At 73.1% G+C, this 18,372-nt stretch carries 3 protein-coding genes; all 3 read left to right on the plus strand.

Annotation, left to right across the window (positions count from 1 at the left end; all coding sequences use genetic code 11):
- The coding region (locus tag ACFZAT_RS33215) for an SDR family NAD(P)-dependent oxidoreductase (protein WP_391269659.1) at window positions 1-2,194 on the plus strand (2,194 nt) is incomplete at its 5' end.
- Window positions 2,195-2,238: 44 nt separating this feature from the next.
- Window positions 2,239-12,879 carry an SDR family NAD(P)-dependent oxidoreductase gene (locus ACFZAT_RS33220; protein WP_391269660.1) on the plus strand — a complete coding sequence of 3,547 codons (10,641 nt, stop codon included), beginning with the start codon at window positions 2,239-2,241 and terminating at the stop codon, window positions 12,877-12,879.
- A gap of 7 nt (window positions 12,880-12,886) precedes the next feature.
- A partial coding sequence (locus tag ACFZAT_RS33225; protein ID WP_391269661.1) for an SDR family NAD(P)-dependent oxidoreductase occupies window positions 12,887-18,372 on the plus strand: 5,486 nt, incomplete at its 3' end.

The following is an 18,372-nucleotide window of genomic DNA, read 5'->3' on the forward strand; positions in this document are numbered from 1 at the left end:
CCGTGACCGTGACGAGGCCGTAGAGCTTCTGACGGGCGTCGCCCGGTTGCATGCGCGTGGGGTGAAGGTCGACTGGCGGGCGTACTTCGCGGGCACCGCTGCCCGCACCACCGACCTGCCCACCTACGCCTTCCAACGCAAGCCGTACTGGTACGACTTCGCCGCCGAGGCGTCCTCGTTCCGCCAGCCGTCCGATGCGGACGACCTCCGCTACCAGATCGCCTGGGACCGGATCGCGGAGGCGGAAGGGTCCGGTCCGAGCGGACCGTGGATCGTGGTGGCGCCCGACGGCCGGGGCTGGGACGCACCGGTCGCCGCGCTCACCGGTGCCCTCACGCGCTGCGGTGCCGAGGTGGCGTTGGTGAAGGGCGCCGGCGAAGACCGGGACGCGCTGGCCCAGCGGCTGCGTAGCGCCGTCGGCGGTCCGGCTGGTGTCCTGTCCCTGCTCGCTCTGGACGACCGCCCCCTCGAACTCCACCCGGAGCTCTCGCGCGGTACCGCGGCGACCCTGCTCCTGGTGCAGGCGCTCGACGAGGCAGGCATCGCCGCACCGCTGTGGTGCGCCACGACCGGCGCGGTGGCGGTCCACGGCTCCGCCGAGGTCACCAGCCCCCGGCAGGCCGCTCTGTGGGGCCTGGGAATCGGGCTGTCGCTGGACCAGCCGGACGCATGGGGCGGGTTGGTCGACCTGCCCGGCGAGGTGGACGACACCGCCGCGCGGCGGCTGTGCCACGTGCTGGCCGCGCGGCCGGGCGGCGAGGACCAGGTCGCCGTACGTCCCGACGGGGTCCACGCCCGCCGACTGGTGCGCGCCCCGCTCGCCGCCGCTCCCGCGCCACGGCGCCCCGCGCCCGACCCGGCACGACCGGCCGACGACGCCAGGAACGGAACCGTGCTGATCACGGGCGGCACCGGCGGCCTGGGCGCCCATGTGGCCCGCATGATGGCGGCCGACGGCACCGGGCACCTGCTGCTCACGAGCCGGAGCGGACGGGCCGCCGAGGGCGTGGACGCGCTCTGCGCCGAGCTGGAGGCCCTGGGCTCGCGGGTGACCGTCGCCGCGTGCGACGTGGCCGATCGCGACGCGCTCGAACGGCTGATCGGCGGCATCGCCGAGGACCGGCCGCTGACGACGGTGGTGCACGCCGCCGGTGCGGCGCAGAGCCCGGGACCGCTCACGGCCATGTCCCTTGGCGAACTCGCCGAAGTCGCACGGGCGAAGGTGCTCGGCGCGGCCCATCTGGACGAGCTGCTGGGCGACCGCCCGCTGGATGCCTTCGTGCTGTTCTCCTCCGGCGCCGGCGTCTGGGGCAGCGCCGGCCAGGCCGCCTACGGCAGCGCCAACGCCTATCTGGACGGGCTGGCCCACCACCGCCGGGCTCGCGGCCTCGCCGCGACGTCGATCGCATGGGGTTCCTGGGACGCCGGCATGGTCGATGCGAAGGTCAGCGCGATGGGCCGGCGGATCGGCGCTCCCGCCATGAGCCCGCGCCGGGCGGTCGGGGCGCTGCGCGAAGTGCTGGGCCGGGGCGAGGGCCACGTCGTCGTCGCCGACTTCGACTGGCCGCGTTTCGCGCCCACCTACGCTCTCGCCCGCCCCCGGCCCCTGCTGGACGCGCTGCCGGAGGCCCGGGCGGCCCTGGCCGGGGACGACGACACGGCCGGGGCGGAGGATTCGGGGCTCGTCGGCCGACTGGCCGCGATGTCGCCCGCCGACCAGGAGCGGACCCTGCTCGACCTGGTGCGGACGCACGTGGCGGAACTGCTCGGGTACGACGCGCCGGGTGCGGTCGACGCGACCCGAGCCTTCGACGACCTCGGCTTCGACTCGGTGGCCGCGGTCGATCTGCGCAGCCGGCTCACGAAGTCGGTGGGCAGGAAGCTGCCGGCCACCATGGTCTTCGACTTCGCGAGTCCGACGGCTCTGGCCGGCTTTCTGCGCGCCGAGCTGTGCCAGGACGGCGACACCGGAGAGTTGCCGGCGCTCGCGGCACTGGACCGCCTGGAGACCACGGTGGCGGCACTCGCCCCGGAGGAGATCGAGCGCATGGGCATCAGCGGTCGGCTGCAGGCGCTGCTCGGGCGGCTGACCGGAAGTGACGGGGAACTTGGCGGCGATGTGAGCGATCAGCTCCAGTCGGCCTCGGCGGATGACGTCTTCGACTTCATCGACAAGGAATTGGGCCTCACCTGATCGCTGGGAACGTGGCCGCCGGACAAAGGATTCGTGGGACTGACATGGCGAACGACGACAAGCTGCTCGATTACCTCAAGCGGGTCACCGCTGATCTGCACCAGACCCGGCACCGGCTGCGCGAATTGGAGAGCGGGGAGCAGGAGCCGGTCGCCATCGTGGCGATGAGCTGCCGCTTCCCGGGCGACGTGAATTCGCCCGAGGACCTGTGGGACCTGGTCGACGGGGGCCGGGACGCCATCACCGGGCTGCCGGAGGACCGGGGCTGGGACCTTGAGGAACTGCTCGGCGAGGGGCCGGACGGCGGCGGGACGAACTATGTGCGCGGCGGCGGCTTCCTGAAGGACGCGGGAGCCTTCGACCCCGGCTTCTTCGGCATGAGCCCCAACGAGGCCCTGGCCACCGACCCCCAGCAGAGGCTCGTGCTGGAGGTGTGCTGGGAGGCGTTCGAGCGGGCGGGGATCGACCCGGAGACACTGCGCGGCGGTCCGGTCGGCGTGTACGTCGGTTCGGGCGCCCAGGACTACGGGGACGTGGCCGGCGCCGCTTCCGACCTGGTCGAGGCATACATGGCCACGGCCAGTGCCGCCTCCGTCATATCCGGCCGTGTCGCGTACACCCTCGGGCTGGCCGGCCCGGCGATCACCGTCGACACCGCCTGCTCCTCGTCCCTCGTCGCCCTGCACCTGGCGGTCGGCGCCCTCCACCGCGGCGACTGCACCATGGCGCTGGCGGGCGGCGTGATGGTGATGTCCACCGCCGCCCCGTTCGTGGCCTTCAGCCGCCAGAAGGGGCTGGCGGCCGACGGACGCTGCAAGGCGTTCTCGGAAGCCGCGGACGGCACCGGCTGGTCCGAGGGCGCGGCCGTGCTGCTCCTGGAGCGGCTGTCGGACGCGCGGCGCAACGGCCACCAGGTCCTCGCCGTGATCAAGGGTTCGGCGATCAACCAGGACGGCGCGTCCAACGGGCTGACGGCGCCCAACGGCCCCGCGCAGCAGCGGGTGATCCGGGAGGCACTGGCCGACGCCCGCGTCACCGCCGCACAGGTCGACGTCGTGGAGGCACACGGCACCGGTACGACCCTGGGTGACCCGATCGAGGCGCAGGCACTGCTCGCCACCTACGGCCGCGACCGTGACCCGGACGATCCGCTGTGGCTGGGCTCCCTGAAGTCGAACATCGGCCACGCCCAGGCGGCGGCCGGGGTCGGCGGCGTCATCAAGATGGTGATGGCGATGCGCAACGGCAGACACCCGCAGACCCTGCACGTCACCGAACCCTCCCGCCACGTGGACTGGGAATCGGGTGCCGTCGAGCTCCTCACCGAGGCGAGGGACTGGCCGCGCGGGGATCGCCCGCGCCGGGCCGGTGTGTCCGCGTTCGGGCTGAGCGGCACCAACGCCCACATGATCCTGGAGGAGGCGCCCGTCGCGGAGGACGCCGAGGCAGAAGGTTCCGCGAGCCCCGCGACCGCCGGGAGCACCGGCGGCACGGTGACCGCCGGGATCCCGGCGGCGGGTGCCGGCGTGCTGCCGTTCGTGGTCTCGGGCCGCGGCGGTGACGCCCTCAAGGCGCAGGCGGCTCGCCTGGCGGCCTTCGTACGGGAGCACACGGAACTCCCGGACTCCGACATCGGCCGGGCCCTTGTCACCACCCGGGCGCGGATGGAGCACCGTGCGGTGGTGCTCGGCGCACGGCGGGACGGCCTGCTGGAGGGTCTCGACGCGCTCGCCGACGGCGGCAAGAGCCCGCTCGGGGCGCGCGGCACGGTCATCAACGACGCCAAGGTGGCGTTCGTCTTCCCCGGCCAGGGCTCCCAGTGGCGCGGCATGGCGGTGGAACTGCTGGAGCAGGCGCCGGAGTTCGCGCAACGGCTGGAGGAGTGCGCCAAGGCGCTGGCCCCGTTCGTGGACTGGGACCTGCTGGCCGTACTGCGTGGCGAACCGGACGCACCCACCCTCGACGAGGTGGACGTCGTACAGCCCGCGTTGTGGGCCGTCATGGTGTCCCTGGCCGCGCTGTGGCGGGCGCGCGGCGTGGAGCCGGACGCCGTCGTCGGGCACTCGCAGGGCGAGATCGCCGCGGCCTGTGTCGCCGGTGCCCTCTCACTGGAGGATGGCGCACGCGTCGTCGCCCTCCGCAGCAAGGTCATCCGCCATGAACTCGCAGGCCGTGGCGGCATGATGTCGGTGGCCCTGCCCTCCGCGCAGGCTGCGGAGCGACTGCGCGGCTGGGACGGGCGCCTTCAGCTCGCCGTCGTCAACGGCCCTCGGTCCGCCGTGGTGTGCGGCGACGGCGACCTGCTGGACGAGCTGAAGGAGCAGCTGGAGGCCGAGGGCGTCCAGGCCCGCCGCATCCCCGTGGACTACGCCTCCCACTCGATGTTCGTCGAGGAGATCCGGGACAGCCTGCTCCAGGTGCTCGCCGATGTGCGCCCGCTGGAGCCCTCCGTACCCTTCTACTCGACGGTGACGGGCCAGCGGCTGGACGGTGCCGTGACGGACGCTGAGTACTGGTACCGCAACCTCCGCCAGACCGTCCTGTTCGAGGAGACGACCCGCGCGCTGCTGGCCGACGGGTTCGGCATCTTCATCGAGAGCAGCCCCCACCCCGGGCTGCTGGTCGGCATGAAGGAGACCATCGAGGACGCGGGCGCGACCGCCGCCACCGTCGGCTCCCTGCGCCGTGACGAGGGCGGCATGGAGCGCTTCGCCACCTCGATGGCCGAGGCGTACGTGCACGGCGCCCCTGTCCGCTGGAGCGACTTCTTCACCGCGTCCGCCACCGGCGAGACGGTGGGTCTGCCCACCTACGCGTTCCAGCGCGAGCAGTTCTGGATTCAGCCCCCGGCCGACCTCGGAGACGTCGCGGGCGTAGGCCTGGAACCGGTCGGCCACCCGCTGCTCGGTGCGGCCGTCGCGTCACCGGACGCCGGCACCGTCGTGCTGACCGGCCGCATCTCGCTCAGGACCCACCCCTGGCTGGCCGACCACGTCGTGGACGGCACCACGCTCTTCCCCGGTACCGGTTTCCTGGAAATCGCCGTACGGGCGGGCGACCACGTGGGCTGCGCCGGTGTCGACGAACTGACCCTTGAAGCACCGCTGATCGTCCCGGACCGCGGCGCGGTCGCCCTGCACGTGGCGGTGGACGCCCAGGACGCCGCCGGACGGCGCACGGTCAGCGTGTACGCCCGCGCGGAGGGCACCGGCGCCGCCTGGACCCGGCACGCCAGCGGCGCCCTCGCGCCCGCGGCCGCCACCGAGGACACCGGTCTCACCCAGTGGCCCCCGGCCGGCGCCGAGATCCTCGACACCGAGGGCTACTACGACGCCCTCGCCGCGGCGGGGCTCACCTACGGAACCGCCTTCCAGGGCCTGCGTACGGTGTGGCGGTCGGGCGACGAGATCTTCGCCGAGGCCGAACTCCCCGCCGGTGTCCGCGCCGACGACTACGGCCTGCACCCGGCCCTCCTCGACGCCGCGCTCCACACCGTGGGCCTGTCCCGCATCGCCGGCGACGAAGCCGTGCTGCCCTTCGCCTGGACCGGTGTCACGCTGCACGCCGAAGGCGCCACGGGGGTACGCGTCCGGGTCACCCCCGTCCGCGACGACAGCGCGGCGGTGCTCGTGACCGACCCGGCCGGCCGGCCCGTCCTGACCGCCGAGGCCCTGGCCCTGCGCAAGCTCGCCGAGCAGCGGCCGGCCCAGGCCGACGCCGCCCTCCACGACGCGCTGTACCGCGTCGAGTGGGCCCCCGTCCCCGTCGTCACCCCCGGCTCCCCGACCGTACGGGCCTGGGACGCCATCGGGGACGAGCAGCAGGCCGCCGACCTGACCGTCGTCACCTTCGACGAGGACCCGGCCGCCGACCCGGGGGCCGTCCACGCGGCGGCACACCGCGTACTGGGCGTCCTCCAAACGTTCCTCACGGACGAGCGGTTCGCCGCCTCCCGGCTCCTCGTCGTGACCCGCGGTGCCGTGGCGGCCGGTGACGAGCCCGCCGTGGACCTCGCGGGCGCCGCGGTGTGGGGCCTGGTGCGATCGGCCCAGTCCGAGAACCCGGGCCGCATCCTCCTCGCCGACCTCGAAACCGGGACCGACCTCGACGCCGCGCTCCCGACGCTGACCGGTACCGGCGAACCCCAGATCGCGCTGCGCGCCGGGACCCCGCTCGCCCCGCGCCTGGTCAGCACGGCCGGTACCGAACAGGTGGAGCCGCCCTCCTGCGACACGGACGGAACCGTCCTCATCACCGGCGGCACCGGCATGCTCGGACGGCTGTTCGCCCGCTACCTGGTCACTGCCCATGGCGTACGCCACCTGCTGCTCACCAGCCGCTCCGGAGCCACCGCCGAGGGAGCGGCGGAACTCGTCGACGAGCTGCGCACCCTGGGTGCCGAGGCCGACATCGTCGCCTGCGACGTGGCGGACCGGGACGCCCTGGCCGCCGTGCTGGCCGATGTGCCCGCCGACCGGCCGCTTGCCGGTGTCGTGCACACCGCCGGCATCCTCGACGACGGCATCATCGGTTCGCTGACACCCGAACGCGTCGACACCGTGCTACGGCCCAAAGCCGACGCGGCCTGGAACCTGCACGACCTCACCCAGGACGCCGGACTCGCCTTCTTCGTGCTGTTCTCCTCGGTGGCCGGCGTGTTCGGCAACCCGGGCCAGGGCAACTACGCGGCCGCCAACGCCTACCTGGACGCCCTCGCGGCGTACCGGCGCGCGCAAGGGCTCCCCGCACACTCGCTCGCCTGGGGCATGTGGGCCCAGGGCAGCGGCATGACCGGCGACCTGAGCACCGACGACCGCGGCCGCATCGGACGCACCGGCGTCGTCGCCCTCTCCGACGAAGAGGGCCTGGCCCTGTTCGACGGTGCCCTCCGCCTCCCCACGCCGGCCGTCGTCGCCGCCAGGCTGAACCTCTCCACCCTGCGGGCGCAGGGCGAGAACATGATGGAACTGTTCCGCACCCTCGTCCCCGGTGTGCGGCGCCGCCGCGCCGGGACCGGCGTAGAGGCGGGTGGCCTGGCCCAGCGGCTGGCCGCACTCGCCCCGCACGACCGCGAGGCCGCCGTGCTCGACGTGGTGCTGCGCCAGGTCGCCGACGTGCTCGGCTTCAGCTCCGCCTCGGCGGTGGAGCCGGAGAGGGCCTTCAAGGACCTGGGCTTCGACTCCCTGCGCGCCGTCGAGTTCCGTAACGCCGTCAACGACGCGACCGGTCTGCGCCTGCCGGCGACCCTGGTCTTCGACCACCCCAGCCCCCTGGTGCTGGCCCGCCACCTCCTCACCCGGATCGGCGGACCGGACGGCGTCGCCGACGCCCCGTCGTCCGGCGCCGCGGGCGCACCCGGCCGTGCCGCGGTCATGGCGGACGAGCCCATCGCCATCGTCGCGATGAGCTGCCGGTACCCGGGCGGCGCGCAATCACCCGAGGACCTGTGGCGGATCGTCGCCGAGGAGACCGACGCGATCGGCGAGTTCCCCGAGGACCGGGGCTGGGACCTGGCGGAGCTGTACGACCCGACCTCGTCCCGCGAGGACACCAGCTACGTCCGCCACGGCGGGTTCCTCTACGGGGCAGGCGACTTCGACGCCGACCTCTTCGGCGTCAGCCCCAATGAGGCGCTGTCGATGGACCCGCAGCAGCGGCTGCTGCTGGAGACGTCGTGGGAGGCGCTGGAGCGCGCGGGCATCGACCCCCTGTCGCTCAGGGGCACCCAGACCGGCGTTTTCGCCGGAATGATGTCCCACGACTACAAGTACAACAGCAGCACCGGTGCCATCGCCTCCGGCCGCATCTCGTACACCCTGGGTCTTGAGGGGCCTGCGGTGACGGTGGACACGGCGTGTTCGTCGTCGTTGGTGGCGATGCATCTGGCGGCGCAGTCGCTGCGCTCGGGTGAGAGCTCGCTGGCGCTGGCCGGCGGTGTCACCGTCATGTCCACCCCAGAACTCTTCGTGGAGTTCAGCCGGCAGCGCGGCCTCGCCGCCGACGGCCGCTGCAAGTCCTTCGCTTCCGCCACCGACGGCACCGGCTTCTCCGAGGGTGTGGGTGTGCTGGTGCTGGAGCGGCTGTCGGATGCCCGTCGCAACGGGCATCGGGTTCTGGCGGTGTTGCGTGGTTCGGCGGTGAATCAGGATGGTGCGTCGAATGGTCTGACGGCGCCGAATGGTCCTTCGCAGGAGCGTGTGATTCAGCAGGCTTTGGCGGTGGCCGGTTTGACCACCGGTGATGTGGACGCGGTGGAGGCGCATGGGACGGGCACGCGGTTGGGTGACCCGATCGAGGCGCAGGCGTTGTTGGCGACGTATGGGCAGGACCGTGCTGAGGGCCGTCCGCTGTGGCTGGGTTCGGTGAAGTCGAACATTGGTCATACGCAGGCGGCTGCTGGTGTGGCGGGTGTGATCAAGATGGTGATGGCGTTGCGGGAGGGTGTGCTTCCGGCGACGTTGCATGTGGATGAGCCGTCGGCGGAGGTGGATTGGTCGGCGGGTGAGGTGCGGCTTCTGCGGGAGCGGGTTGCGTGGCCGGTGGTGGAGGGTCGTCCGCGTCGTGCGGGTGTGTCGTCGTTCGGTCTGAGTGGGACGAACGCGCACGTGATTCTGGAGGAGCCGCCTGTCGTTGAGGAGCCGGGTGAGGTTGCGGGTTCCGCGTTGCCGGTGGTGCCGTGGGTGGTGTCGGGTCGTAGTGCGGAGGCGTTGCGGGCCCAGGCGGCGGCGCTGCTGGAGCACGTCCGTGAGGTCGGCGATGTCAGGCCCTCGGATGTGGCCTATTCGCTTGCGTTGTCGCGTGCGTCGTTGGAGCACCGTGCGGTGGTGGTCGGGGGTGACCGTGACGCGTTGGTGGCTGGTCTTGAGTCGGTGGTGTCGGGTTCCGGTCGTGTGATGGACCGGGTGCGTCGTGGTCGTGTGGCGTTCCTGTTCACGGGTCAGGGTGCTCAGCGGGTGGGGATGGGCCGTGAGTTGTATGGCGTGTTCCCGGTGTTCGCCGAGGCGTTCGACGCTGTGGTGCGTGTGCTGGACGAGCGGTTGGGTGTGTCGGTTCGTGAGGTGGTGTGGGGTGAGGATCCTGCGGCGCTGAATCGGACGATGTTTGCTCAGGCGGGGTTGTTCGCTGTTGAGGTGGCGTTGTTCCGTCTGGTGGAGTCGTGGGGTGTGCGGCCCGATTTCGTGGCGGGGCATTCGATCGGTGAGGTGGCGGCCGCGCATGTGGCGGGTGTGTTGTCGTTGGAGGATGCGGCGTCGTTGGTGGCGGCGCGTGGGCGGTTGATGGAGGCGCTGCCCGAGGGCGGTGCGATGGTCGCCGTACAGGCCCCCGAGACGGACGTCGTTCCGTTGCTTACCGACGGTGTGGGTATCGCTGCGGTGAACGGCCCCTCCTCCGTGGTGGTTTCGGGTGTTGAGGCCGAGGTCGTGCGGGTGGTGGAGGAGTTGGCTGCCCGGGGGTGCAAGTCGAAGCGGCTGGCTGTTTCGCATGCGTTCCACTCGGTGTTGATGGAGCCGATGCTGGAGGAGTTCCGCAAGGTCGCGGAGTCCTTGACCTACGACATGCCGAAGGTCGGGGCGGTATCGACGGTGACCGGTGCGGCGGTTGCGGAGGAGTGGTCGTCGGCGGAGTACTGGGTGGAGCAGGTGCGCCGGCCGGTGCGGTTCGCGGACGCGGTGGGTGCGTTGGTGGGGCGTGGTGTGTCGACGTTCCTGGAGCTGGGTCCGGATGCCGCGCTCGTGCCGATGGGCGCGGAGTGCGTGACCGTGGATGGTGAGGGTGACCCCGACGAGGTGGCGTTCGTGGGGGTGCAGCGCCGTGACCGTGACGAGGCCGTAGAGCTTCTGACGGGCGTCGCCCGGTTGCATGCGCGTGGGGTGAAGGTCGACTGGCGGGCGTACTTCGCGGGCAGCGCTGCCCGCACCACCGACCTGCCCACCTACGCCTTCCAGCACAAGCACTACTGGCTCACGCACGACGAGGCGGGCACCAGCCCCTCGGCGGTCGGGCTCGAAGCCGGCGGGCACCCGCTGCTCGGTGCGGTCGTGCCGCTGGCCGACGGCGAGGGTGCCCTGTTCACCGGACGGCTCTCGGCACAGTCGCAGCCCTGGCTCGCGGACCACACGGTCGGCGGCGTGACGCTCTTCCCCGGTGCCGGGTTCGTCGAGCTCGCCATCCGTGCCGGTGACCGGTTCGGCTGTGACCTGCTGGAGGAGCTGACCATCGAGTCGCCGCTGGTGCTGCCCGAGCGGGGCGCCGTGGCGCTCCAGGTGTCGGTGGGCCCGGACGACGGCGCGGGCAGGCGTACGTTCGGCGTGTACTCGCGCGGCGGGGCGCCGGACGCGGACTGGGTGCGGCACGCGACGGGTGCGCTGGCCCAGGGCGCCGTGGAGCCGGCCCCCGCGCCGGGCCCCTGGCCCCCGGCCGGGTCGCAGCCGGTCGACCTCACCGGCTTCTACGACGCACTGGCCGACGCGGGCCTGGAGTACGGCCCGGTCTTCCAGGGCGTGACCGCGGCCTGGCGGCACGGCGAAGAGATCCTCGCCGAGGTGACCCTCCCCGTGGAGGACGCCGCCGAGGGCTACGGTCTGCACCCGGCCCTGCTGGACGCGGCGCTCCACACGGCGGCGCTGGCCGGCACCGGGGACGGCGCCGCGCGGCTACCGTTCGCCTGGTCGGGAGTGTCGTTGCACGCGGCGGGCGCCTCCGCCCTGCGGGTACGTACGACGACGGCCGGCGACGGCACCCTGTCGCTGGTCCTGACCGACCCCGAGGGCGGCCCTGTCCTGTCGGTCGGGTCGCTGGTGTCGCGGGAGATTCCCGCCGGAGACCAGGTCGCGTCCTCGCGGGCGTCCCTCGACGCGCTGTTCCGGCCGGAGTGGCGCGAAATCGCCATCGCGGACACCGCCGACCTCTCCACCGGTGACTGGGACGGCCTCGGTGACGACCCGGTGCCCGACGTCGTCGTCCTTTCCACCAGCCCCGGCACCGATTCCGCCGCGGTGCACACCGAGACCCGGCGTGTCCTGACGGCCCTTCAGGCCGTCGTGACGGACGACCGCTTCGCCGGGTCGACGCTGCTGATCCGCACCGAAGGCGCGGTGGCTCTGCCCGGTGAGGACGTGACCGACCTCGCGGGTGCGGCGGTCTGGGGCCTCGCGCGCTCCGCGCAGTCCGAGCATCCCGGGCGGATCGTCCTGGCCGACGCCGCGCGCGGCGAGGTGTCCGCGGTGCTGGCCGCCGGTGAGGCGCAGGTGGCGGTCCGCGACGGTGTGGTCCACGGAGCGCGGCTCCTGAGGGCCGTCGCCGAGTCCCGCGAGGCGCCCGCCGCGTTCGACGCCGAGGGGACCGTACTGCTCACCGGCGGCACGGGCGGTCTGGGGCGGCTCCTCGCCCGCCACCTGGTGACCGGGCGCGGCGTGCGGCGACTGCTGCTGACGAGCCGTTCCGGTCCGGCCGCCGAGGGCGCCGCCGAACTGGTCGACGAGCTGGCCGCGCTCGGTGCCGAGGCGGAGATCGTCGCCTGCGACGCTTCCGACCGGGAGGCGCTCGCCGCCGTACTGGCCGCGATCCCGAAGGAGCACCCGCTGCGCGGAGTGATCCACCTGGCGGCTGTCCTCGATGACGGTGTCATCGGCTCCCTGACGGCGGACCGCCTGGACACCGTGCTGCGGGCCAAGGCCGACGCGGCGCTGCACCTCCACGAGCTGACGCGGGACACGGACCTGACGATGTTCACCCTCTTCTCGTCGGCGGCCGGCGTCCTCGGCAACCCCGGCCAGGGCAACTACGCCGCCGCCAACGCCGTCCTGGACGCCCTGGCCGTGCACCGCCGCGCCCAGGGGCTGCCCGCGCAGTCCCTCGCGTGGGGGCTGTGGGCGGGCGAGGGCGGCCTGGGCGGCGGCCTGGACGCCGCGGACCGGCAGCGTATGAGCAGGACGGGCATGACGGCGCTGTCCCCCGCCGAGGGGGTCGCGCTCTTCGACACGGCGGGCACACTCGACGCCCCCGTGCTGCTGCCGATGCGCTTCGACCCGGCCGCCCTGGCCCACGGCGAGGCGGGCACCGTGCCGGACCTGTTCCGTGCGCTGGTCCGGCCCCGCAGCCGGCGCTCCGTGCGGAACGGAAGCCAGGACGCTGCCGCTGCTCTGCGGCAGCGGCTGTCCGGACTGTCTCCCGCTGACCGTGAGGCGGCGCTGCTGGAGTTGGTGCGGACGAAGGTGGCCGCGATTCTCGGGCACGCCGGACCGGAGTCCATCGCATCCGACCGGGCCTTCGGCGACCTGGGCTTCGACTCGCTGGCCGCGGTGGAACTGCGGAACGTCATGAACGGGGCGACCGGGCTGCGGCTGCCGCCCACCCTCGTATTCGACGCCCCGAACTCCCGCGCCCTCGCCGAGCACCTCGCCGAGGAGCTGGCGGCGGAGCTCGGCACCGGACACGGCGGGCCCGCGCCTGACGAGGACCCGCAGGACGCGGAGGTCCGCCGCATCCTGCAGGCCGTGCCCATGGCGAAGCTGCGGGAGGCGGGCCTGATGGAGAGCCTGCTGCAACTGGCCGGGACCCGGCCCGAGTCCGTCGGCGAGGCCGAGCGGAGCGACCTCGGATCGATTGACGAGATGGACGCCGAGAGTCTGATCAACATTGCACTCGGAGGCTCCGGCCTCGATGACGCGAACCGGGAAGTGTGAGGCTGTAATGGGTGGCAACGAGCAGAAGCTGGTCGACGCGCTGCGGGCGTCGATCAAGGAGACCGAGCGACTGCGGACCCAGAACCGGCAGCTGACCGAGGCGTCGCAGGAACCGATCGCGATCGTCGGCATGGCCTGCCGGTACCCGGGCGGCGCCACGTCCGCCGACGAACTGTGGCGGCTCGTCGCGGACGAGACCGACGCGATCAGCGCGTTCCCGACGAACCGCGGCTGGGACCTGGAGCGCCTGTACGACCCGGAGGCCCGGCGCGACAACACCTCGTACGTGAACCAGGGCGGATTCCTGCACGAGGCCGGCGACTTCGACGCCGACTTCTTCGGGATCAGCCCGAACGAGGCGCTCGTCATGGACCCCCAGCAGCGGCTGCTGCTGGAGACGGCGTGGGAGGCGTTCGAGGACGCGGGCATCGATCCGCGTCCGCTCAAGGGGACGCCCACCGGAGTCTTCGCGGGCATGATGTACCACGACTACACGCACAACAACAATTCGGGCGCCATCGCCTCCGGCCGGATCTCCTACGTGTTCGGCTTCGAGGGCCCCTCCGTCACCCTCGACACGGCGTGCTCGTCGTCACTGGTGTCGCTGCACCTGGCCGCGCAGTCGCTGCGCTCCGGTGAGAGCTCCCTGGCGCTGGCCGGGGGCGTCGCCGTGATGTCCACCCCCGAGACGTTCATCGAGTTCAGCCGCCAGAAGGCGTCGGCCGCGGACGGGCGCTGCAAGTCGTTCGCCGCCGCCGCAGACGGCTCGGCATGGGCGGAGGGCGTGGGCCTGCTGCTCCTGGAGCGGCTGTCCGACGCGCGGCGCAACGGACACCAGGTCCTCGCCGTCATCCGAGGCTCCGCCGTCAACCAGGACGGCGCGTCCAACGGCTTCTCCGCGCCGCACGGCCCCTCCCAGCGCAGGGTGATCCGCCAGGCACTGCGGAACGCCGGTCTGACCGCGGCGGACGTCGACGTGGTCGAGGCGCACGGCACCGGCACGACGCTGGGCGACCCCATCGAGGCGCAGGCGCTGCTGGCCACCTACGGCCAGGGCCGGCGCGCCGACCGTCCGCTGTGGCTCGGCTCGCTGAAGTCCAACATCGGCCACACGCAGACGGCCGCCGGAGTCGCGGGCGTCATCAAGATGGTGCAGGCCATCCGGCACTCCACCCTGCCCAGGACGCTGCACGTGGACGAGCCCACCTCCCAGGTGGACTGGACGACCGGCGATGTGCGGCTGCTGACCGAGGCACGGCCCTGGCCCGAGACCGGCCGCCCACGCCGGGCCGGCGTGTCCTCGTTCGGCTTCAGCGGCACCAACGCGCACCTCATCGTCGAGCAGGCACCCCCCGTCGGCGCAGAGGAACCGCAGGACACCACCGGTGAAGTCCCCGTGCGGCCCCTCGGCGTCGTGCCCTGGGTGCTCTCGGCGAAGAACGCGGCGGCCCTGCGGGAACAGGCTGGGCGCCTGCTCTCCCACCTGGAGCGGCACCCCGGGCTGAGCCCGGCCGACGTCGGCCACTCCCTGCTCGGCACCCGCGCCCTGTTCGACCACCGCGCGGTCGTCGTGGGCCCGGACCGGGACACCCTGCTGCCCGCCCTGCGGGCACTGAGTGACGACCGCCCCGCCCCCGGCCTGGTGCGGGGCGTCGCCGACGAGGCGGGCAAGACCGTCTTCGTCTTCCCCGGACAAGGCTCCCACTGGCACGGCATGGCTGCCGGACTCATGGACGTCTCGCCCGTGTTCACCGCCCGGATGCACGAGTGCGCCGAGGCGCTCGCCCCGCACGTCGACTGGTCACCGCTGGCCGTCGCCCGCCTGGAGCCCGACGCCCCGACACTCGACCGGGTCGACGTGGCCCAGCCGATGCTGTGGGCCGTCATGGTCTCGCTGGCCGCGGTGTGGCGCCACCACGGCGTGCACCCCTCGGCGGTGATCGGCCACTCCCAGGGCGAGATCGCTGCCGCCTGCGTGGCCGGAGCGCTGTCCCTGGAGGACGGCGGGCGCATCGTGGCGCTGCGCAGCAAGGCCCTGCTGGCGATATCCGGCAAGGGCGCCATGATGTCGATCGTCAAGCCGGCCGACTTCGTACGCGAGCGGCTCGCCCCCTTCGAGGGCCGCGTCTCGATCGCGGCGGAAAACGGCCCGAACGCCGTCGTCGTGTCGGGCGACGCCGTCGCGCTGCGGGAGTTCGAGATCACCCTCGCCAAAGCCGGCGTCATGCGCTGGACGATCCCCGGTGTGGACTTCGCCGCCCACTCGGCGCACGTCGAGGAGATCGCCGACGAACTGGCGGCCGCCCTCGCCGGTGTCTCGCCGCGGACCCCCGAGGTCCCGGTCTATTCCACCCTCACCGGCGGCCTGCTGCCCGAGGGCGCCCTCATGGACTCCGCGTACTGGTACCGCAACCTGCGCGCCCCCGTGGAGTTCCACAAGGCGGCCGTCGCCGCCCTGGACGCGGGCCACACCCTCTTCGTCGAGTGCAGCCCTCACCCTGTGCTGCGGCCCGGCCTGGAGGAGATCTTCGAGGACAACGGGGCGCGCGCGGCCTCCGTCCAGTCCCTCGTCCGTGAGGACGCCGGCCCGAACCGGATGACGATATCCCTGGCGGAGGCCCAGGTACGCGGCGCCTCGGTGGACCTGACCGGGTACGTCGACGGCGCGAAGCGGGTCGCGCTCCCCACGTACGCGTTCCAGCGGCGCCGGGACTGGATCGTCCCGGACGCGGGCGCCTCCGACGTGTCCGCCCTGGGACAGCTCCCCGTCGAGCACCCCATGCTCGGCGCCGCCGTCGCCCTGGCCGACACGGACAGCCATGTGTTCACCAGCCGGCTCTCCCTGCAGAGCCACCCCTGGCTCGCCGACCACGACGCCCTGGGAACCGTGCTCGTGCCCGGCACCGGACTGGTCGAACTGGCCGTCCGCGCCGGACACCAGGTCGACTGCGACACCCTTGAGGAACTGACGCTGCGCGCGCCGCTGGTCCTTCCCCGGCACGGCGGCCTCCACGTGCAGGTGGTCGTCGGCGCCCCGGACACCGAGCTCCGGCGCCGGGTACAGGTGTACTCCCGGCCCCAGGACGCGCCGACCGACCCCTGGACCCTGCACGCCGACGGCACCCTCACCGGCGGAGCGGCCGAGCCGTCGTTCGACCTCGCCGAGTGGCCGCCGCAGGACGCCACCGAGGTGTCGCTCGACGGGGCGTACGAACGCCTCCTGGAACAGGGCTACTTCTACGGTCCGGTGTTCCAGGGACTCAAGGCGCTGTGGACCCGCGGCGACGAGGTGTTCGCCGAGGCCGTGCTGCCCGAGCAGGCGCACGCCGACGCCGAACGGTTCGGCCTGCACCCCGCCCTGCTCGACGCGGCCATGCACGCCGGCCTGCTGGAGGACGGCGGAAGCCGGGACGGCGCGACGGTGCTCCCCTTCGCGTGGAGCGGGGTCACGCTGTACGCGGCGGGCGCCAAGGCCCTGCGGGTACGCATCACCAAGTCCGACCACGACTCGGTGACCGTCGCGGTGGCCGACGCCACGGGCAGCCCCGTGATGTCCATCGACTCGCTGGCCGCGCTGCCCGTCACCGCCGAGCAGCTCGGCGCCGCGGGCGAGGACCGGCGGGAACTGCCCTACCGCATCGCCTGGCAGAAGGCCACTGCCGTCGACGAGGCCGCCGAGTACACCGAGTGGGAGGCGCGGGCCGACGGAGACGAGGCACCCGCGGTCGTCGTCCACCGCGTGCAAACGCCGGACACCGACACGCTGAAGGGCGTACGGACGGCTCTGTACCGCACCGCGGACGTGCTGCGGGAGTGGCTCACCGACGAGCGCTACAGCGACTCCCGGCTGGTCGTCGTCACACGCGACGCCGTCGCGGTCAGCCCGCCCGGCGAGCGCGTCGAGCTGCGCCAGGCACCCGTGTGGGGACTCGTGCGAGCCGCCCAGGCGGAGAACCCCGGACGGTTCACCCTCGTTGACCTCGCCGCCGGGGACGGCGCGGACGACGGCCTCGCCGAGGCCATCGCCACGGACGAACCGGAAACGGCGGTACGCGCGGGCGAGGTACTGCTCCCGCGGCTCGTGCAGGCCGCCCTGCCCGAAGGCGCGGCCCGCCCGGGACTCGACCCCGAGGGCACGGTCCTGATCACCGGCGGCACCAGCGGCATCGGCGCGGAGGTCGCCCGCCACCTCGCCGCCACCAACGGCGTTCGGCACCTGCTGCTGAGCAGCCGCCGGGGCGAGGACACCCCCGGCGTAGCCGAACTGCGCACCGAACTCGCCGCCCTCGGCGCCGAGACCACCGTCGTCGCCTGCGACGTGGCCGACCGGGAGGCACTGGCCGCGGTCCTGGCCGCCGTACCGGACGACCACCCCCTCACCGGCGTCGTCCACGCCGCGGGCCTCACCGACAACGGCCTGGTCACCACGCTCACGCCGGACCGCATCGACGCCGTACTGGCGCCCAAGGCGGACGCCGCCTGGCACCTGCACGAGCTGACGGCGGACGCCGACCTCGGCCTGTTCCTGCTGTTCTCCTCCTCCGGCGGCATGGTTCTCGCCTCCGGCCAGGGCAACTACGCGGCCGCCAACGTCTTCCTGGACGCGCTGGCCGTACACCGCCGGGCCGAAGGACTGCCCGCGTCCTCCATGGCCTGGGGCCTGTGGCTCGGCGCCGGCATGAGCGGCCTCCTCCAGGACGTCGACCTCCGACGCATGGCCCGGCAGGGCATGCCCGGCTTCCAGGTGGAAGAGGGCCTCGCGCTGCTCGACACCTCTCTGGAGATCGGCGAGCCCGTCCTCGCACCGCTGCGCATCGACCAGGGGGCGCTGCGCGCACGGGGCGACGAGATCCCCGCCCTCCTGCGCGGCTTGGCACGCACCCCGGGGCGCCGGCTGCGCAAGGCCGCGGACGCCACGGCGGATGCCTCCCTCATCGGGCGGACCCTGGCGGGTGCCGACCCGGAGCAGCGCGTCAGGAAGCTGCTCGACATCGTCCGCTCGCACGTGGCCGGCGTCCTCGGACACGCGTTCCCGGACACCCTCGACCCCGACCAGGCGTTCAAGGACCTCGGCTTCGACTCACTGACCGCGGTGGAGCTGCGCAACCGGCTGAACGGGGCGACCGGACTCCGGCTGCCGGCCACCCTCGTCTTCGACCACCCGACCGCACAGGCCGTCGCGTCCTACCTGGACACCGCCCTGGCCGGCGTGAAGCCGGCCACGCGCGCCATTTCCACGCGCCCCGAGGGCTCGGCGGCGGGGGAGCCGGTCGCGGTGGTGGGCATGGCGTGCCGGTATCCCGGCGGCGTGTCCTCCCCCGAGGGGCTGTGGCAGCTGGTCACTCGGAGTGCCGACGCGATGGGTGCGTTCCCCTCCGATCGTGGCTGGGATGTTGCCGGTCTGTTCGATCCGGAGGTGGGTCGGGCGGGGAAGTCGTATGCGCGGGAGGGTGGTTTCCTGCGGGATGCGGCGCTGTTCGACGCGGGTCTGTT

The sequence above is a fragment of the Streptomyces sp. NPDC008163 genome, from assembly GCF_042956885.1.
GTDB lineage: Bacteria > Actinomycetota > Actinomycetes > Streptomycetales > Streptomycetaceae > Streptomyces > Streptomyces drozdowiczii_A.

Excerpts from the sequence above, each read along its gene's own strand:
- ACFZAT_RS33220 (WP_391269660.1), top strand. The coding sequence starts at position 2,239 with ATGGCGAACGACGACAAGCTGCTCGATTACCTCAAGCGGGTCACCGCT.